20 protein-coding genes are annotated in these 18,308 nt (G+C 34.5%); 15 read left to right on the plus strand and 5 right to left on the minus strand.

Annotation, left to right across the window (positions count from 1 at the left end):
* Positions 1 to 16: 16 nt before the first annotated feature.
* Positions 17 to 718, minus strand: a complete 702-nt coding sequence (locus tag J3495_RS06015; RefSeq protein WP_210665670.1) for a DUF1003 domain-containing protein — start codon at positions 716 to 718, stop codon at positions 17 to 19.
* Between the two features lie 190 nt (positions 719 to 908).
* Between J3495_RS06015 and J3495_RS06020 the strand changes: the two genes are divergently transcribed.
* The 3 genes from J3495_RS06020 (at position 909) to J3495_RS06030 (ending at position 3,124) form a co-directional block, all read left to right on the plus strand.
* Entirely contained in the window at positions 909 to 1,700 is a 792-nt protein-coding gene (locus J3495_RS06020; protein WP_210665671.1) for a serine O-acetyltransferase, read from the plus strand.
* 1 nt (position 1,701) lies between these two features.
* Positions 1,702 to 2,589 carry a cysteine synthase CysM gene (cysM, locus tag J3495_RS06025; protein WP_210665672.1) on the plus strand — a complete coding sequence of 296 codons (888 nt, stop codon included), beginning with the start codon at positions 1,702 to 1,704 and terminating at the stop codon, positions 2,587 to 2,589.
* A gap of 94 nt (positions 2,590 to 2,683) precedes the next feature.
* Positions 2,684 to 3,124 carry a hypothetical protein gene (locus tag J3495_RS06030; protein WP_210665673.1) on the plus strand — a complete coding sequence of 147 codons (441 nt, stop codon included), beginning with the start codon at positions 2,684 to 2,686 and terminating at the stop codon, positions 3,122 to 3,124.
* On the opposite strand, the gene J3495_RS06035 is transcribed toward J3495_RS06030, so the two are convergent.
* The gene (locus J3495_RS06035; protein WP_210665674.1) at positions 3,125 to 4,174 is read right to left on the minus strand and encodes a sensor histidine kinase; all 1,050 of its coding nucleotides are present in this window, start codon (positions 4,172 to 4,174) and stop codon (positions 3,125 to 3,127) included. It lies immediately after the preceding gene.
* 157 nt (positions 4,175 to 4,331) lie between these two features.
* On the opposite strand from J3495_RS06035, the gene rlmD reads away from it, so the two are divergent.
* From rlmD to J3495_RS06055, 4 genes are read left to right on the plus strand one after another with little or no spacing between them, the layout of a single operon-like run.
* Positions 4,332 to 5,744, plus strand: a complete 1,413-nt coding sequence (rlmD, locus tag J3495_RS06040; RefSeq protein WP_210665675.1) for a 23S rRNA (uracil(1939)-C(5))-methyltransferase RlmD — start codon at positions 4,332 to 4,334, stop codon at positions 5,742 to 5,744.
* 10 nt (positions 5,745 to 5,754) lie between these two features.
* A complete protein-coding gene (locus tag J3495_RS06045) occupies positions 5,755 to 6,297 on the plus strand; it encodes a DUF6452 family protein (protein ID WP_210665676.1) in 543 nt (180 codons plus the stop codon).
* Entirely contained in the window at positions 6,269 to 7,081 is an 813-nt protein-coding gene (locus J3495_RS06050; protein WP_210665677.1) for a DUF6048 family protein, read from the plus strand. Before J3495_RS06045 ends, J3495_RS06050 begins: the two co-directional genes overlap by 29 nt.
* Positions 7,082 to 7,091: 10 nt before the next feature.
* Positions 7,092 to 8,036, plus strand: coding sequence for an XAC2610-related protein (locus tag J3495_RS06055; protein ID WP_210665678.1), 945 nt, complete (start codon positions 7,092 to 7,094; stop codon positions 8,034 to 8,036).
* Between the two features lie 94 nt (positions 8,037 to 8,130).
* Here the strand turns inward: J3495_RS06055 and J3495_RS06060 are convergent, their stop codons facing one another.
* On the minus strand, positions 8,131 to 8,367 hold the full coding sequence (locus J3495_RS06060; protein ID WP_210665679.1) for a hypothetical protein: 237 nt from the start codon (positions 8,365 to 8,367) through the stop codon (positions 8,131 to 8,133).
* 143 nt (positions 8,368 to 8,510) lie between these two features.
* Positions 8,511 to 9,668, minus strand: a complete 1,158-nt coding sequence (locus J3495_RS06065) for a THUMP domain-containing class I SAM-dependent RNA methyltransferase (RefSeq protein WP_210665680.1) — start codon at positions 9,666 to 9,668, stop codon at positions 8,511 to 8,513.
* A 130-nt stretch (positions 9,669 to 9,798) separates the two neighbouring features.
* Between J3495_RS06065 and J3495_RS06070 the strand changes: the two genes are divergently transcribed.
* The 8 genes from J3495_RS06070 to J3495_RS06105 all read left to right on the plus strand — a co-directional run bounded on the left by J3495_RS06070 (position 9,799) and on the right by J3495_RS06105 (position 15,480).
* A complete protein-coding gene (locus J3495_RS06070) occupies positions 9,799 to 10,563 on the plus strand; it encodes a class I SAM-dependent methyltransferase (RefSeq protein ID WP_210665681.1) in 765 nt (254 codons plus the stop codon).
* Positions 10,564 to 10,662: 99 nt separating this feature from the next.
* Positions 10,663 to 11,331: a ZIP family metal transporter gene (locus J3495_RS06075; RefSeq protein ID WP_210665682.1), complete on the plus strand. Its 669-nt coding sequence runs from the start codon at positions 10,663 to 10,665 to the stop codon at positions 11,329 to 11,331.
* A gap of 180 nt (positions 11,332 to 11,511) precedes the next feature.
* The gene (gene murQ / locus J3495_RS06080) at positions 11,512 to 12,324 is read left to right on the plus strand and encodes an N-acetylmuramic acid 6-phosphate etherase (RefSeq protein WP_210665683.1); all 813 of its coding nucleotides are present in this window, start codon (positions 11,512 to 11,514) and stop codon (positions 12,322 to 12,324) included.
* Positions 12,325 to 12,437: 113 nt separating this feature from the next.
* Positions 12,438 to 12,659: a DUF6095 family protein gene (locus tag J3495_RS06085; protein WP_210665684.1), complete on the plus strand. Its 222-nt coding sequence runs from the start codon at positions 12,438 to 12,440 to the stop codon at positions 12,657 to 12,659.
* 239 nt (positions 12,660 to 12,898) lie between these two features.
* Positions 12,899 to 13,471, plus strand: coding sequence for a pentapeptide repeat-containing protein (locus J3495_RS06090; protein WP_210665685.1), 573 nt, complete (start codon positions 12,899 to 12,901; stop codon positions 13,469 to 13,471).
* 2 nt (positions 13,472 to 13,473) lie between these two features.
* Positions 13,474 to 14,046: a DUF1572 family protein gene (locus J3495_RS06095; protein ID WP_210665686.1), complete on the plus strand. Its 573-nt coding sequence runs from the start codon at positions 13,474 to 13,476 to the stop codon at positions 14,044 to 14,046.
* A 170-nt stretch (positions 14,047 to 14,216) separates the two neighbouring features.
* Positions 14,217 to 14,588, plus strand: a complete 372-nt coding sequence (locus J3495_RS06100; RefSeq protein WP_210665687.1) for a DNA topoisomerase IV — start codon at positions 14,217 to 14,219, stop codon at positions 14,586 to 14,588.
* A gap of 34 nt (positions 14,589 to 14,622) precedes the next feature.
* Complete coding sequence (locus J3495_RS06105; RefSeq protein ID WP_210665688.1) at positions 14,623 to 15,480, plus strand: TerC family protein; 858 nt, start codon at positions 14,623 to 14,625, stop codon at positions 15,478 to 15,480.
* An 82-nt stretch (positions 15,481 to 15,562) separates the two neighbouring features.
* Here the strand turns inward: J3495_RS06105 and J3495_RS06110 are convergent, their stop codons facing one another.
* Positions 15,563 to 18,283: a DNA gyrase/topoisomerase IV subunit A gene (locus J3495_RS06110; protein WP_210665689.1), complete on the minus strand. Its 2,721-nt coding sequence runs from the start codon at positions 18,281 to 18,283 to the stop codon at positions 15,563 to 15,565.
* Positions 18,284 to 18,308: the final 25 nt, after the last annotated feature.

The following is an 18,308-nucleotide window of genomic DNA, read 5'->3' on the forward strand; positions in this document are numbered from 1 at the left end:
CTTTTTTAAGCTGAAATTATTTTTTTATTTGATTCAAAATATCATTCATCATCTCGATTTGTACTTTCTGAATTTCGATTAATTCCTGCTGTTGATGCATAATCAAATGATCAATTTTATCATGAATCATTCTTATCTCTAACTCTGATTTCAAATTAATCATATAATCTTTTTTGGCGCGCGTGCGGTCTTTTTCTTCCTGACGATTTTGACTCATCATAATTACCGGAGCTTGTAATGCTGCGATACAAGACAAAATTAAATTCAATAAAATAAATGGATAAGGATCAAAACCTTTGTTGAGCAAGATATATACATTGGCCGCAATCCAGAGGACGATAAAAAGCAAAAATGAAAGAATAAAAGTCCAGCTTCCGCCAAAGTCAGCTACTTTATCTGCAATTTTTTGCCCAAAACTTCGATTTTCGTTTTCATCTTCAACCGAACTCACAATTGATTTGTCTTCTCTTAAAGATTCCATCACACTTTTTTCAAGATCAGAAAGCGCTCCAATTTCGGTAGAAAGATAATTTGAAATGTATTTTTGTCGATACGTGTTTAATTCTTTTATTGCAATAAAATCATCCTCGCAAAAAGAAGGAAAATCTTTTACAATAAGTCCAAGAACAGGATCATGTATGGATTTTCCGGAAATTTTTTCTTTTTGAGGATAATCGATATTAGAAATGGCACTTTTAAAAGTTGAATTATTTTTCATTTTAAATTTATTTACTTGCTAATTTACGCATTTAACCTGTTAAGAATCTTATAAAAGATTGGCTTTAAAAATGTATTAAGTATCACAAATAAGAATGTAATAAGTAAAATTTCTTTGGCTTTTTCGTGCCTCTATTTCCAAAAAACGCCTTACTTTTAGCGTTTCAAATTACTCATACAATTTTAAAGTTTTGACAAGAGATACTATCATACAAAATATAAAGGCCTTAAAAAGTTATTCGAATATCAATTACGGAATCAAAACCAAAACAGAAGATTTTACCGAAAAGCTTTTTTACACGCTGTTTGATTCGAATGCGCCATTGGATAAAAGTATTGACGAGCTGGAAATACGTTTTAAGGAAATTGCCGTTCTGGCGTGCAAAAAACCTGAAAATTTATGCGAATCTATTTGGGATAAATTTCTGGAAAAATTACCCGGCGTATTAGAAAAATTAAATCAGGATGCCGAGTATATTTTAGAAAATGATCCTGCCTCTAACAGTATCGACGAAGTATATCTGGGTTACCCTGGATTTTATGCCATCGCTATTTACCGATTGAGCCACGAATTGTACCAACTTGATTTATTGCTTTTCTCAAGATTGATGAGTGAATATGCACATCGCATAACAGGGACAGACATTCACGCAGGTGCCGATATCGCCTCGCCGTTTTTTATTGATCACGCCACCGGAATCGTTATTGGCGAAACTACCATCATCAAAAAACATGTAAAAATTTACCAGGGAGTAACTTTGGGAGCGCTTAGTGTGAGTAAAGAGATGAAAAACGCAAAACGCCATCCAACAGTAGAAGCAAATGTCTGTATTTATGCCAATGCCACTATTTTAGGAGGCGAGACTATTATTGGCAAAAACAGTATTGTGGGAGGAAACGCATGGATTACCAAATCTATCCCCCCTGATTCTATCGTTTTAAACACCACTACAACCGAAGTAAAAATAAAAGAAAAAAAATAAAATGGGTCCACAAAAATTGTTAAACCTAATTGGAAATACGCCATTGATGGAAACTGTCAATTTGGTTAAAAATAAAAATGTAAAGCTTTTACTAAAACTCGAAGGAAATAATCCCGGCGGAAGTGTAAAAGACCGAGCAGCATACAACATGATTGCGTCTGCTGTGGAAAGGGGCGATATCAAAAAAGGAGATAAACTTATTGAAGCAACAAGCGGCAATACAGGCATTGCTTTGGCGATGATTGCGCAATTGTTTCAAATTGAAATAGAATTGGTTTTACCCGAAGATTCTACCAAAGAGCGTACACAAACCATGCGTGCTTATGGCGCTACAGTGATTTTGACACCCGCTAAAGACGGAATTATTGGTTCACGTAACTACGCAGATAAAAAAGTAGCAGAAGGCGGCTATTTGATGTTAAATCAGTTTGCAAATGATGACAACTGGAAAGCACATTACAAAACCACAGGTCCAGAAATTTGGAATGATACAGAGGGAACAGTAACCCACTTTGTTGCGGCAATGGGAACAACAGGAACGATCATGGGAACTTCGACTTATCTGAAAGAAAAAAATCCAGCCATTCAGATCATAGGAGCTCAACCAAGCGACGGTTCTCAAATTCCGGGAATACGTAAATGGCCGCAGGAATATTTACCCAAAATTTTTGATGCATCAAAAGTAGATACCGTTATTGATGTTAGCGAAGAAGAAGCCAGAAAAATGACTAAACGTTTGGCACTCGAAGAAGGCGTTTTTGCAGGAATGAGCAGTGGAGGCTCTGTTGCTACTGCCTTAAAAATTGCCGAACAATTAGAATCAGGCGTTATTGTAGCCATTATTTGCGATCGTGGCGATCGTTATTTGTCTTCTGACTTATTTGATTAAAAAGAGGAACTAAGAAGCTAAGGTGCTAAGTTCTAAAACCTGAAACTTTGAAACTTTGAAACTTTGAAACCTGAAACTTTGAAACTTTAAAAAATTGACCCGAAAAAACTTTAAAGAATGGTTTAACCGCTATAAATATGCCGAATTAGCAAGTACAAGTGCAGCACTTAGTACTTCTTTGCTTAGTTCTGTTTATAGCGGCTTAACAACTGCATACTTAATTACCATAGCAGAATATTTAGCTTTTTACAGCGTTATTCTGTTTTCTTCTAATAAAAAATTAAAACAACAAAACAAACTTCAAAATACAACTACGTCTTTTAAAGATTTGCTTTTACTTGTAAAAAATTTAATCTTAGAATTTGGATATCCAGCTGTTTTAGACTTTTTGGTCGTTCGTCCGTTTTGTATGTATTGGATGCCGATTTTGGTGGGCAATTACTTTTTCGGAATAATATTCGGGAAAATTGCTGCCGATTTGTGTTTTTATTTTTTCGCCATTGTAAATTACGAGCTCATCAAAAAAAAGCAATGATTACAAATCAAAAACAATTTTAAACTCAGCGCCTTTATTTTTACCTTCACTTATTGCCGAAAGTTTTCCTTTGCTTCTTTCGATGATTTTTTTGCACAAGTACAGCCCAATTCCTGTCGAAGTTTCATTTGCTGTTCCTAAACGGCTCATTTTGGTAAATTTTTTGAACAATTCATCAATTTCGTTTTTGTCAAAACCTATTCCATTATCCGAAACACTAATAGCAAAATCTGAATTATCTTTATAAAATTTAACTTCAATTTTTCCTCCAAAATAAGAGAACTTAATAGCATTACTAATCAAATTTACCAGAACCTGAATCAATAATCCTTCATCAATTTTAAGAGAAGCTTCCGTAATTTCGAGTGTCATACCCAACTTGATATTTTTATCCAGCAAACGTTGTTCGACCTGCTCGCTGACAAAAGGTAAAATATCCGAAAACACAATCGTTTTGATCTCCCTAGTTCCTTTTATAAATTTATCTTGCTCGTTTAACAGATTAATAAAATTTTCGATGTATCGAAATTGCAGATTGGTAGATTCACAGATTAAATTAGCCAAATGCTCAACTGATTCTGATGGATTTTCAAGTAAAATTAGCTTAGCCAAACCTTGAGGATTTCCTGCAAAATTTTTCAAATCATGCGAAAGCATATAAATCAGATCCTGCTTTTCGTTGATAAAACTTTCGGCCTCCAAAATAGATTCCTGAATATTGTACATCAACAAACCAGCTTCATCGGCATATTCTGTGGGCAAAACAGCTAATTTTCTATCGTTTCTGTATTCTTCTAAAGATTTGGAAGCAGTTGCAATGGGTTTTATCAATTGATTTAAAATTAACAAAGTAACGATTGTCGCCAATAACGTCATGATCAGTGAGAAAATTAAAATTGACGTGGCAGAAATACCGTTATTTGAATAAAGTACAAAAAACAGAATACCTATTAAAGGAATGTGAATACCTATAAATGCAACAAACAAAAACTTTAAGGCATAACTTTTTTTTAGGAAGCTAATTTGTGAAAGATTGTGATACAAATTCATAAAAAAACAACAATAATCAAATTAAAAATGTAGGTTGGTTGATTATTGCTAAAACAAAGTTAGCTTTTAAACTTAATTAAACTACGAAATTAAATAAATTATCAAAATATTTTCAAATTTGAATTTATAAAAGTTTACAAACCCTTATTTTTGCGCTATGGGAAGAAAAAATACAGACAAAATTGTCTTTCATCAGATTCCGGTTCTTGACGCTGGAGCAAAAGGGGTATCAGTAGCAAAAGCACCTGACGGAAAAGTAATTTTTATACCGAATGTCGTTCCGGGCGATGTCGTAGATGTACAAACTTTTAAGAAAAGAAAAGCCTATTACGAAGGTAAAGCCGTAAAATTTCATGAGTTTTCTGAGCATCGTATAGAACCAATTTGCGAACATTTTGGCGCTTGTGGCGGATGTAAATGGCAGAATATGAAATACAGCCAGCAACTTTACTACAAACAAAACGAGGTAAAAAACCATTTGCAGCGTATTGGAAAAGTTGAGCTTCCGGAATTTGAAACTATTCTGGGTTCTGAAAAACAGTTTTTTTACAGAAATAAAATGGAATTCTCTTTTTCGAATAGCCGATGGCTGACAGAAAAAGAAATAGAAAGCACAGAAGATTTAGGGAACCGAAATGCATTAGGTTTTCACATTCCTAAAATGTGGGATAAAATTCTCGATATCAACAAATGCCATTTGCAGGAAGATCCTTCAAACGCCATCAGAAACGAAATAAGAGCTTTTGCAAACGAACATAACCTGACTTTCTTTAACCCGAGAGAACATTCTGGTTTATTAAGAACTTTTATGATTCGTACTGCCTCTACGGGCGAAATCATGGTTTTAATTCAGTTTTTTGAAGAAGATAAAAACAATCGTGAGTTGATTTTAGATCATCTTCACGAAAAATTTCCACAAATTACTTCATTGCAATATGTAGTAAATTCTAAGCAAAACGATACTATTTACGATCAAAATGTAAAACTATATAAAGGTAGAGATTATATTCTGGAGGAAATGGAAGGTTTAAAATTTAGCATCAACGCCAAATCATTTTACCAAACCAACTCAGATCAAGCATTTGAATTGTACAAAATAACACGCGATTTTGCCGGGCTTTCTGGTGACGAAACGGTGTATGACTTATATACCGGAACTGGAACAATTGCTCAATTTGTTGCTAAAAAAGCAAAAAAAGTAATTGGTGTAGAAAGTGTACCTGAAGCTATTCTGGATGCAAAAGCCAATGCCGAACGCAATAATATTACCAATTGCGAGTTCTTTGTTGGAGACATGAAAGTCGTTTTTAATGAAGCCTTTATTACGCAACATGGAAAACCAGATGTCATTATAACAGATCCGCCAAGAGACGGAATGCACAAAGATGTTATTGAGCAAATCCTGAAAATCGCTCCTAAAAAAGTAGTTTATGTAAGCTGTAATTCTGCTACACAAGCGCGTGACTTAGCTTTGATGGATGAGAAATATAAAGTGACTCGTGTGCGTCCGGTTGACATGTTTCCACAAACGCATCATGTCGAAAATGTTGTACTTTTAGAACTTCGATAATAAAAATTCAATGAAAAAAATAATTTCACTTTTCCTCCTTTTAGCTTTTGGATTTTCGGGTTGCGAAAAAGATGATATTTGCGATGCAAATACTCCCACCACTCCTCGACTTGTGCTGACATTTTACTTTGCCGATCAGCCAACAGTATTAAAACCTGTAACCAGTTTGAAAGTGTACGGAGAAGGTCAGGATGCGACAAAAGGTATTATTTTTAATGAAACAGCAATTACCGATGAATTAAAATACACTACTAACGCAAGTAAAATTTTAATTCCGCTAGACCCCTCAAAAGACAGTGTGACTTATCATTTTATTTCGAATTTTAGCACAACAAATCCCGCTTTACAAAACGACGATATCTTAAAATTTACTTATACCAGAGAAAATGTTTATGTATCAAGAGCATGCGGTTTTAAGACCATTTACAAATTAAATACAAGTGTTGAGCGTCTGGGAGGCGAAAATATCAATACGTATTGGATGAAAAACATCAACGTAATAACCCCTAATATCGAATCAGAAAATGAAACACATGTCGAAGTATTTTTCTAGTATTTGTCTTTTGTTTTCGATGTTTTTGACTCAGGCTCAGGAAACACCAACCACCACTTCTCCAAAAGAAGTGGTGAAGGAAAAACCAAAAGCTGAAGCAAAAAAAACGGCAGAAGTGGCCAAAAAAGACAGCATTCCTGCAAAAACAGATCGTTATGGTTTGCGTGTAGGTGTCGATTTGTACAAACTAACCCGCGGTTTTTATGATAGCGATTATAAAGGAGTCGAATTTACGGGAGACTTTCGCTTGACGAAAAATTATTACCTGGCCGCCGAACTTGGTTTTGAAGACAAAACAACAGATGATGCGCGATTAAATTCTACTGCAACCGGAACGTACATCAAAGCTGGTTTTGACTACAATATGTACGAAAACTGGCTCGATATGGAAAACATTCTATCAGTTGGTTTACGTGGAGGTTTTAGTACTTTTAGCCAACAACTGAATACCTACAAAATTTACAATCCCGATCCATATTGGGGAGAAATTCCTCCCTTGACGTCTGGTCAAAAATACAGCGGGTTATCGGCAACTTGGATAGAAGTTGCTTTGGGATTAAAAGCAGAGGTATTTAATAATCTTTTTGTTGGTTTTGGAGTGCAATTGAAAACTTTGGTTACCAACAAAAAACCGAGTGGGTTTGATAATCTTTATATTCCGGGCTTTAATAGAACCTATAACGGAAATTTTGGAGTAGGTTTTAATTATACGGTATCTTATTTTATTCCGATTTATAAAAAGAAAGTACTTCCAGAAATAGTAAAAAAAGCGCCTAAAAAATAATTTTTGATCGATGAAAAAAATTCTGATTCTGCTCCTTTTCACATGGAGCCAAACTACTTTTGCTCAGAAAACAACGATCACTACTTTTTTGCATTTTACCGGAAAAATAGCTCAATATCCGATTGTGATGACGGTTGGTTTTGAAAAAGGAAAAGACACTGTTTATGGAGAATATTATTATCTAAAAAGTGGGAAAAACAAAAATATTTATACCAAGGGTACTTTTAATCAAGGCAAAATAAAACTGGAAGAAACTACATATGTGACTTCAAAAGGCAAAACAAATCCGCAAAAAACGGGTAGTTTTTCTTTACATATAAACAATCAATATGAGTTAATTGGTACTTGGCAAAATGAAAAAAAAGACAAACAATTTAACGTAACACTTACTTGTTTAGAAAATTTATCAGCATTTGATCCAAAGAATTTTAGTTTTAAACTGAATCAGTACAAAGGTAAAACAGAAGGTTACGATGGCGAACTGCAGGAACAAGACTTAATCAATCGCTTAGAAATCTTTAATTCGAAAAAAGAAAAAATACAGACGCTTTCAGGATTTAATGAGGCGGTTTACGACCAAACTGGCGAAATTGAATTTGAAGATCTCAATTTTGATGGAGTATTAGATTTAAAAATTGCCATCTACTTTCCGAACCGAATCAAATATGATGGTAGTTTTATGTATTTTATTTACGACAAAGCAAAAGGACAATTTGTTCGAAATTTAAAACTGGAAGAACTGGAATATTTAACTTTTGATCAAGTAAATAAAGAATTTGTAAAAATGCTGGCCGACGGAAGCGGAAATGAATCCGATTCATATTATAAATGGTCTAACAACAATTTTTACTTGATCCGAAAAGTCGAAAACTTTGAAGACAAAGACAAAACGTTTTATACCGAATATCAGATAAAAAATAACCAATCGGTTAAATTCAAAGAATATCAGCGATAAAAAAAGCCACAAATCCAGAACTAATAATTCAGAATTTGTGGCTTTTATTTTTACTTAGAATCTGAGTAAATCAGAACCTTAGTTCCTTTTATCATTATCCTATTTCTTTGATTCCTTTTATAAAAATCCATTTCATAAAGAGCTTCTCACCATCTTTAGTTTTTACTGCCTGAAATTTTGGCGAAATCAATGTAGAAACTATAAATGCCGTCATCGGAATCCATAATCCCGATAATTCTGTAAAACGCGCAATTAAATATCGTGACGAAATAAATAATATCGCAAAACATCCTAATTGATATAAAAAACCTCTTACTTGTAATTTTGTCATTTTTTTTTAAAGTTGCTAAGGTTCTGAGAATCTAAGTTGCTAAGTATTACTTTAGCACTTTATTACCCAACCTTAAATTACTTATTATAGAATTACTCAAAGCTAAAAATCTTAGTAACTTAGTGTCTTAGAAACTAAGAACCTTAGACTTGAAACTTCGTTCTCTTACTACCTTCGTACATTTCGTATTTTACCAAACGTGCTTCTAGACTGGCGTTAAAAAGTTTGATTTTTCTTGAAGGTTTTAGTCCCACAAATTTTAAGGCTTCGAGATTGGCTGTAATAAACCACGCATTGGTTCCGGGATAACTTTTCTTTAAAGTATCGCCGATATTTTTGTAAAATTCTTCCATGTGAATATCCAAACGCTCATCATAAGGCGGATTAAAAACCATGTGAAGCTTTCCTTCTACCGCTTTTTCAGTATCAAAAAAGTTATTCTCTTCGATGGTAATATAATCGTCAAGATTAGCATTTTTTATATTATCTTTTGCTTTATTGACAGCACTTGGCGCTTTATCAAAGCCTTTTATGGTGTAATGAAATTCCTTAGTCTTTTTCATCAGACTGTCCACAATTTGATCGAATAAATCATTGTCCCAATCTTTCCATTTTTCAAAAGCAAATTCTTTTCGGTTGATGTTTGCCGGAATATTACACGCAATCATCGCCGCTTCTGCCAAGAAAGTTCCAGACCCACACATTGGGTCTAAAAAGTGACTTTGACCTTCCCAACCCGATAATAGCAAAATTCCAGCCGCCAAAACCTCGTTTATAGGCGCAATATTTGTCGCTGTTCTGTACCCACGTTGGTGCAATGAATTTCCAGAAGTATCCAGTGCTACCGAAACCTGATCTTTATCAATATGAATGTTAATTCTTAAATCCGGGAACGCTTTGTCAATACTCGGGCGCTGTCCTGTTCTTTCTCTAAACTGATCTACAATAGCATCTTTACATTTTTGAGAAACAAACTCAGAATGGTTAAAATAAGTAGAATGCACTGTTGCATCAATTACAAAAGTTTGGTTTGCATTGAGCAATTTAGACCAATTGATACCTGATATTCCTTTGTAGAGCGCTTGCTCATTATTGGCCCTAAACGAATAAATCGGTTTTAAGACTTTAAGTGCTGTTCGCAAAGACAAATTGGCCTTGTACATAAATCCTTTATCGCCTTTAAAGCTTACCATTCTCACCCCTTTCTCAACATCTTGGGCGCCTAAAACTTTCAATTCTGCTTCTAATATTTCTTCAAAACCAAAAAAACATTTGGCAATCATTCTAAAATTTTCTTCCATTTTTATTTTTGTATTAAAAAAAATCCCAACCTATATCCTTCGATTGTTTTTAGGTATCGCAGCGAAATAGTAATTTTTTGGCAAAAATACACTAAATTTGCGGGACTTTGAATTAATTGAAATAGAATAAATGTCTGAAGCACATAACTCATCTACACCAAATCAGGAGCGTAACAACGAAAATTGGTTTACTTCATGGTTTGATACTCCGTATTACCATATCCTTTATAAAGATAGAAATTACCGAGAAGCCCAGATTTTTATGGATAATCTTACCCATTATCTCAACCTTCCCGAGAAAGCAAAAGTATTAGACTTGGCTTGCGGTAAAGGCCGCCATTCTATTTATTTAAACCAGCTAGGATTCAATGTTTTAGGAGCGGATTTATCCGAAAATAGTATTGCCGAGGCGAGTAAAAATAATAACGAAACTTTGCATTTTAAAGTTCACGATATGCGCGAGCCTTTCGAAGAAAAATTTGATGCCATTTTTAATCTTTTTACCAGTTTTGGATATTTTGAGAGTGATGATGATAATCTTACCACATTAAAAGCGATTAAAGAAAGTCTTTCTGAATACGGATTCGCTGTGATTGATTTTATGAATGTCACACAAGTAATCGAAACCCTAGTTCCTGAAGAAGTAAAAACCGTTGATAATATCGATTTTAGAATAAAAAGATATGTACAAGACGGACATATTTTTAAGGAAATTGATTTTGAAGATGATGGACGCCAATATCATTTTACAGAAAAAGTTAAAGCACTGACTTTAAACGATTTTCAGGAATTAATGGAAGAAGCAGGGATTTTTCTTTTGGATATTTTTGGAGATTACAAGCTCAAAAAATTTCATAAAACAGAAAGCGAGCGATTAATCATGATTTTTAAATAACTGGTTAATTGTTCAATTGTTTAACCGTAAAATCGATTAAACAAATCAACGATTAAAGAAAAAACCAATTAAACGAATCAACGATTAAACCAAAACAAAATGAATTATTTATTACCTCTATTCTCAGTACTTTTTGGTTATCTGGTGGCGTTGTTTTTAAAACCAAAAAGCAAAACCAATCTAAAATTGCTGCTTGCATTTAGCGGTTCATTTTTGTTATCCTTAACTGTCATGCACTTACTGCCTGAAGTTTACGAGTCCCATAGTCCTAAAGTTGGGTTGTTTATCATGGTCGGAATTTTGTTCCAGATCATACTTGAGTTTTTCTCTAAAGGAGCCGAACACGGTCACGTACACGGGCATGCTAAAATGTCTCAAATTCCGTGGTTATTGTTTATTAGTTTGTGCATTCATGCGTTTCTGGAAGGATTTCCTGTTGGACATCATCACGATCTAGCGATCGGAATTGCGATTCACCACTTGCCTATTGCCATCATTTTAACTACCTTTTTTAGCAACGCTCAACTAGACAAAAAAGCTATTTTTGCTTTTATGATCGTTTTTGCAATTATGACACCAATTGGAACAATTGCTTCTGATTTTTTACCTTTCTTAAATGAATATTACACTCAGATAACAGCGATTGTAATCGGAATTTTGTTCCATATTTCATCTACCATTATTTTTGAAAGCAGCGAAGGACACAAATTTAATATTGCCAAAGTTTCTATGATTGTACTCGGAATATTTTTGGCTTATTTGTTATAGTCAGTTAAGCAACAAAACTTTTTTAATGCTTAGATGGACTCACATTAATATTTCTCACAAAGCAAAAAAGAGTATCGCGTGGATAAATTTCACAAAAAAATCCTACCAATCAAATAGAATTTCATTGTTACAACAACTAAAACTTTGTACCTTTGAAACTTAAAATTTGCATATTCGATAATGACATTTATTAAAACTACTGAACAAGCCTCAAAATACGAACATTTAGAAGAAATGTCTGTTCATGAATTGCTTATCAACATCAATCAAGAAGATAAGACCGTACCTACTGCGGTAGAAAAATCTTTACCCCAAATAGAGGCTTTAATAGAGCAAGTTGTGACAAAACTAAAGCTTGGTGGGCGTCTTTTTTATATTGGTGCCGGAACATCAGGGCGTCTTGGCGTTGTAGATGCTTCAGAATGTCCGCCTACTTTTGGAGTTCCTTTTGATCTGGTTAACGGAATCATTGCTGGTGGCGACAGTGCCATTCGTCGTGCCGTAGAAAATGCCGAAGACAACGACAAACAAGCCTGGTTAGACTTAAAAGCCTACCATATAACCGATGCTGATATCGTAATTGGTATTGCCGCTTCAGGAACAACTCCTTATGTCATAAGTGGTTTAGAAGCGTGTCACCAAAATAATATTGTTACTGGTTGCATCACTTGCAATGCTGGTAGTCCTCTGGCGTTAACCGCTCAGTTTCCTATAGAAGTTGTCGTGGGGCCAGAATTTATCACGGGAAGTTCCCGAATGAAAGCAGGAACTGCACAAAAACTGGTGCTAAATATGATTTCTACCGCCGCTATGATTCAACTCGGAAAAGTAAGGGGAAATAAAATGGTCGATATGAAACTCAGCAATACCAAGCTGGTAGATCGTGGTGTAAAAATGATTATGGAAGAAATTCCGGTCTCTTATGACCAAGCCAGCGAATTGCTCCAAAAACACGGTAGCGTGCGCAAAGCAGTCGATAATTATAAAGTGTAGAAAGCAAAAACTATCTTCTGTAAAATGTGAGATAAAAAATAGGTGAACACTGCATCTTAAAGTTCGTAAAATTCTACAACCAGAACGTTTTTAACTTGAAACAAAAACAAAAGATGGCAACAAATACAAAATTACTAGGAAAGGGTGTTAAATATATATCGGGTTCGTTACCCTTGCTTTTTATTGGGCCGTCCTTGATTTATAATGCTTTCATGAACCAGCATACCAATTGGCATTACTTGGTTCTAGCAATTGGAATCGTTGCTTGCCTAAGCGCGATGTTCTTGATTTTTTACGGATTAAAAATCATTATGAAAGCTTTGTTTAATGACTAATTTGTATCTTTACTACAATCTTTTACTATAGATATTCAAGCAGAAATAAAATGGATTCATCTCAAAATGATAAGGTAAAAGATCCCAAATTTTGTCGAAAAACTAAAATAATTTCTACAATCCGTTAACAACATAATGTTAGTTTTAGCGTGTATGATTTTAGCATTTCCTATTCAATATACAACATATAATTTACATTCTTAGAGTACGTCATAACGCTCGAAAATCCAAAAAAACTCATGGAAAGTCTCATTCACATTCAAAAAACATTCGAAAAAGTTATTTACATCGATAAAAAAATAAACAACCGCGAATTTGAAGACTGTGTTTTTAAAAACTGTGATTTTTCTAACAGTAATTTTGCTTACAATACTTTTTTAGACTGCGAGTTTATCGATTGTAATTTGTCGATGACCAATTTGCTGGGGACAAGCTTAAAAAATGTTACTTTTAGAAATTGCAAATTATTAGGCATCGCTTTTAACGAATGTGATGACTTTTTGTTTCAGGTTTATTTTGAAGAAAGTGTATTGGATTACGCTGTTTTTTCAAATAAAAAAATGCCCAAAACCAAGTTTATCAATTCGTCTTTAAGAGAAGTGACTTTTATAGGTACCAACTTAACGAGTTCTGTTTTTGATAATTGTAATTTAGAAGGAAGTATTTTTAACGATACACAATTGGCAGCTGTTGATTTTCGAACAGCTTATCATTACAAAATTGACCCAGAATTTAATCCCATGAGAAAAGCGCAATTTTCTACACAGGGAATTGTCGGGCTTTTGGACAAATATGACATTAAAATTGTATAATCATGAAAGCAGATGAATCTTATTTAGAAAGTGTAAAAAAGCAATTTCTTTATTATAAAATGCTGGGCGAAAAAGCAATGGAGCAACTGGAACCCGCACAACTTTTTGAGTCGGTAAACGAAGACACCAACAGCATTGCTACAATTATCAATCATATTGCTGGAAATATGTTGTCACGCTGGACCGATTTTCTAACCACAGATGGTGAAAAAGAATGGCGCAATCGTGATGCCGAGTTTGAAACTATTTTAGAAACTAAAGAAGAGGTTCTAGAAGTCTGGAACAAAGGTTGGGATTGTTTTCTGAATGCTTTAGCGAGCTTAAAACCGGAACAACTTTCAGACATTATTTACATCAGAAACGAAGGCCATACGATTATTGAAGCCATCAATCGCCAATTGGCACATTATCCTTATCATATTGGGCAGATCGTTTTTTATGCCAAACAACTCAAGAACAGCAGTTGGGACAGTTTGTCGATTGCTAAAAATAAATCTAAAAATTACAACAGCGAAAAATTTGCTAAAGACAAAGAAATTAAGAACTTTACCGATGATGAGCTCAAGAGATTTTAGATTCTTGATTAACGATCTATGAATTAAGATTAAAAAAAAACTAAAAGCACTTTATTGCGATGATTTTTAGCCCTGATTGAAGTGAAAATCCTTTTGTGACGCTTCTTTAGCGGTACAAAAGATTGTAACGGAAAGCAGGATGAAGCTCCTGAAAAAATAATTACTAAACTATGAAAAAGATACTATTCCTCCTCCCGCTGGCATTATTGATGTCTTGCTATGAGGCAGAGCACAACTGTAAAGACTTTAAAAACGGAAAATTTAAATTTGAATTTGATGTAAATGGAGAAAAGAAAGCAGGTTTTTTTGAGCGTAAAGACAGCATAGAAATTGAGACTTTTGAAGGAAAAACAGATACTTCTACGGTGCGCTGGGTAAGTGATTGCGAATATATTTTGCAGAAAAAACACCCAAAAAACAGAGATGAAAAGAAAGCTATTGGGATGAAAATTTTAAGCACTTCTAAAGATTCTTATACCTTTGAATATGGATTAGTAGATTCTGAAGAAAAAAAGCGCGGAACTGTAACCAAAGTTGATTAAATACTCTCGTAACCACAACCAATCTTTATTATAAATGGAAATTTTATTTACTCCAAATGCTCTTATAGCATTGTTGACACTTACTTTTTTGGAAATTATTCTGGGAATTGATAACATCGTTTTTCTTTCTATCGTTTCGGGAAAACTAAAAGCCGAAGATCAACCCAAAGCCAGACGTATTGGTTTGCTTTTGGCAATGGTTTTTCGTATTATTTTATTGTTTGGAATTACGTGGGTTTTAAGTCTTCAGGAATCGCTTACTCATATTGATTGGGGCTTTTTTAAAGCAAGTCCAACGGGTCAGAGTTTGATTATTTTTGGAGGAGGACTGTTTTTATTGTACAAATCGGTTACCGAAATTCACCATAAATTAGAAGGCGAAGAAGAAGGCGAAAAAGGAAAAGCAAGCAACGGATTGTCTGCCGCTATTTTGCAAATTGCGCTTCTGAATATTGTTTTTTCTTTTGATAGTATCCTGACCGCAGTAGGTTTGGTCAGTATGAAAGATCCTGCACAAGGCGGTTTTGGCTACGAGGGCGCATTGCTTATTATGATTTTGGCCATCATTATTTCTATTATTATAATGATGATTTTTGCCGGACCAGTTTCTAAATTCGTAAACGAACATCCTACGATTCAAATTCTTGGTTTGTCTTTTTTAATACTAATTGGAGTTATGTTGCTTGCCGAAGGTTCGCATCTGGCACATTTTAGTTTTGGTAATGATGGCGAAGTCGGCACGATACCAAAAGGATATTTATACTTCTCTATTTTCTTCTCTTTGTTTGTAGAGTTTTTGAACTTAAAAATGAAGAAATCGAAAAAGACAGTAAAACTTCATAATAGCGAAATTGTAGACGATAAACTAAAAGATACCGACTTTACTAATTAAGCATCAAATAATTAATAAAAAAAACTCCTTTTTGTAGCTACCAAAAAATATTGGTTTAAGCACAGCAAAAAGGAGTTTTTTGTTATTCTAAAACTAAGCCTATCTGGCCATCATCATCTAATTCTGTTTCTACAGATTCATCATCTGATAATTCTGGCTTTTCAGGAACTTCTTCAACAGGTTCTTCATAAGGCAATGGCTCAAGTAAATTGACTTGTTTTAATTTATCGGTTGTCAATTGATTCCCTAATGCTTTGAAGCCTTTTACAGCGATAAAATCTTCTATGTCTATGTGTAAATCTTCTTTCTGAACTCCTTTTACTTTCGTAAAAACCAACTGAGCAACCGGACGATAATCTGTTGAAACAATTTCTAATTGCGAATTTGGATGTTCTGTGATAAAACTTTCTTCTTTATTTTCGGTTTCAACCAGGAAACGTTTGACATAATAACGTTCTTTTTCTCCATCAAAATAAATTGCCGAAATTGGTTTTTTAGGTTTCCATTTTTCTAAAACAATCATGTCTTCGTCAAAATGAGTTGATAACTCCGGAATAATAACCTTCAATTTACCCGACTGATTAATTACCAATATTTTGTCACTTGGTTTAAATTCACCAAGCAATTCTCCCCTCGCATCTACATTCAAACGCTTTACTGTATCATCAAACCACACTTTTCGTGGCAATAAAGTCGAAATTCCTTTCTCTTTTAATTCTATCTTTTTGATTGGGTATTTGGTTACCAAGTTACCTTTTGAAGCACGTCCTTTTATCGCCAATTTGGCAAAATCAATATCAAATTTAAGTTTTTTGATAGTACCTACCTGACGTAACAAAATCGTAATTACCTCAGCTTCTCCATTTGGATTATGTGAAAAATAAACTACTTGTGATCCAGCTGTTTCATTGGTCAAATCGTACGGTTTATCACGGGTAACGCCCGTAACATTGAATCGTTTGATGTACGATGGGCCTGATTTTCCGTCACGGTACATCATATTGTAAATCGTACGTTTATCACTCTTGTCAAAAATAGCAACGTGAATAATATCTTTACCCACAAAGGTTTTGGCATCAACTTTTGTTACCAACATTTTTCCGTCGCGTAAAAACACAATTACATCATCAATATCAGAACAATCGGTAAGATATTCGTCTTTTTTCAAGCTGGTTCCAACAAAACCTTCTTCGCGGTTTACGTATAATTTGGTATTACGCAATACAACTTTTGTGGCCTCAACGTTATCAAAAACACGAAGTTCCGTCTGGCGTTCGCGACCTTTACCATATTTCTCTTTTAATTTTGTAAAATAAGCGATTGCAAAATCGGTCAGATGTGCCAAATTATGCTCTACTTCTTTCATTTCTTCCTCTAACTTCGCAATAAAATCATCGGCTTTATCAGAGTCAAAACGGGTAATACGAATCATCGGAATCTGAGTCAATCGTTGCAAATCTTCGTCTACAATTTCTCTAACGAATGATTTTTTGAAAGGCTCAAATCGGTCGTACATGTACTTATAAAGAGCTTCTCTGTCAGAATACAATTTGAAATCAATATACATTTCTTCGCGAATGAAGATCTTCTCTAAAGTAGAGAAATGCCACTTATTTTTTAATTCCTCTAACTGAATTTCTAATTCTTGCTTAAGCAAATCAACTGTTCTGTGTGTTGAAATTTTCAACATTTCAGAAACACCGATAAACAAAGGTTTATTGTCTTCGATCACACAACCCAAAGGTGCAACGGATGTTTCGCAGGCAGTAAAAGCAAACAAAGCATCAATAGTTTTGTCTGGAGAAACGCCTGGAAAAAGATGAATTAATATCTCAACTTCTGCCGCGGTATTGTCTTCGATTTTCTTAATTTTGATTTTACCTTTGTCATTGGCCTTCAAAATACTATCAATCAAAGTCGTGGTATTGGTCGAAAACGGAATTTGCGTAATTACCAACGTATTTTTGTCTAATTGCGCAATTTTAGCACGCACACGTACACGTCCGCCACGCAATCCGTCATTGTAATTGGACACATCGGCAATACCTTGTGTCATGAAATCAGGATATAAGGTAAATGCTTTTCCTTTTAAAATCTTAATCGAAGCGTCTATTAACTCATTGAAGTTATGCGGCAATACTTTGGTCGAAAGACCCACTGCAATTCCCTCTGCTCCTTGTGCCAAAAGCAACGGAAATTTCACCGGAAGATTGTTAGGCTCAGCACGACGACCGTCATACGAAACGCCCCAATCGGTAATTTTTGGAGAATATAAAACCTCTAAAGCAAATTTAGACAAACGTGCCTCGATATAACGAGAAGCCGCAGCTCCATCGCCTGTTAGGATATTTCCCCAGTTTCCCTGGCAATCAATTAATAAATCTTTCTGCCCAATTTGTACCATCGCATCACCAATACTAGCATCACCGTGTGGGTGATATTGCATGGTGTGTCCTACAACATTGGCAACTTTATTATAACGACCATCATCCAACTCTTTCAAAGAGTGCATAATACGACGCTGAACGGGTTTAAATCCGTCTTCAATCGCAGGAACTGCACGCTCGAGAATTACATACGAGGCATAATCCAGAAACCAGTCTTTGTACATGCCCGTTACTTTCGTAATAACGTCCTCTCCTTCTTCTTCCTGATTTTCGTAAAAATGCTGTCCTTCAAAATGCTTAGCATCTACGTTGATAATTTCATCATCATGTCCTTCCTGATTATCATCAAGTTGGTTTTCATCAGAATTATTCTCGTCGTCGTTTGGAATGATGTTATCGTCTTCTTCGTCTTTCATATTGTAAAAATCGATTTTGATTTTA

Source organism: Flavobacterium geliluteum (assembly GCF_017948595.1).
Classification (GTDB): Bacteria; Bacteroidota; Bacteroidia; order Flavobacteriales; family Flavobacteriaceae; genus Flavobacterium; species Flavobacterium flavipigmentatum.

Coding starts and splice junctions, on each gene's coding strand:
- J3495_RS06055 (WP_210665678.1), top strand. CDS start 7,092: ATGAAAAAAATTCTGATTCTGCTCCTTTTCACATGGAGCCAAACTACT.
- J3495_RS06050 (WP_210665677.1), top strand. CDS start 6,269: ATGAAACACATGTCGAAGTATTTTTCTAGTATTTGTCTTTTGTTTTCG.
- J3495_RS06070 (WP_210665681.1), top strand. CDS start 9,799: ATGTCTGAAGCACATAACTCATCTACACCAAATCAGGAGCGTAACAAC.
- J3495_RS06085 (WP_210665684.1), top strand. CDS start 12,438: ATGGCAACAAATACAAAATTACTAGGAAAGGGTGTTAAATATATATCG.
- J3495_RS06095 (WP_210665686.1), top strand. CDS start 13,474: ATGAAAGCAGATGAATCTTATTTAGAAAGTGTAAAAAAGCAATTTCTT.
- J3495_RS06100 (WP_210665687.1), top strand. CDS start 14,217: ATGAAAAAGATACTATTCCTCCTCCCGCTGGCATTATTGATGTCTTGC.
- J3495_RS06065 (WP_210665680.1), bottom strand. CDS start 9,668: ATGGAAGAAAATTTTAGAATGATTGCCAAATGTTTTTTTGGTTTTGAA.
- J3495_RS06060 (WP_210665679.1), bottom strand. CDS start 8,367: ATGACAAAATTACAAGTAAGAGGTTTTTTATATCAATTAGGATGTTTT.
- J3495_RS06015 (WP_210665670.1), bottom strand. CDS start 718: ATGAAAAATAATTCAACTTTTAAAAGTGCCATTTCTAATATCGATTAT.
- J3495_RS06105 (WP_210665688.1), top strand. CDS start 14,623: ATGGAAATTTTATTTACTCCAAATGCTCTTATAGCATTGTTGACACTT.
- murQ (WP_210665683.1), top strand. CDS start 11,512: ATGACATTTATTAAAACTACTGAACAAGCCTCAAAATACGAACATTTA.
- J3495_RS06110 (WP_210665689.1), bottom strand. CDS start 18,283: ATGAAAGACGAAGAAGACGATAACATCATTCCAAACGACGACGAGAAT.
- J3495_RS06045 (WP_210665676.1), top strand. CDS start 5,755: ATGAAAAAAATAATTTCACTTTTCCTCCTTTTAGCTTTTGGATTTTCG.
- J3495_RS06075 (WP_210665682.1), top strand. CDS start 10,663: ATGAATTATTTATTACCTCTATTCTCAGTACTTTTTGGTTATCTGGTG.
- rlmD (WP_210665675.1), top strand. CDS start 4,332: ATGGGAAGAAAAAATACAGACAAAATTGTCTTTCATCAGATTCCGGTT.
- J3495_RS06035 (WP_210665674.1), bottom strand. CDS start 4,174: ATGAATTTGTATCACAATCTTTCACAAATTAGCTTCCTAAAAAAAAGT.
- cysM (WP_210665672.1), top strand. CDS start 1,702: ATGGGTCCACAAAAATTGTTAAACCTAATTGGAAATACGCCATTGATG.
- J3495_RS06090 (WP_210665685.1), top strand. CDS start 12,899: ATGGAAAGTCTCATTCACATTCAAAAAACATTCGAAAAAGTTATTTAC.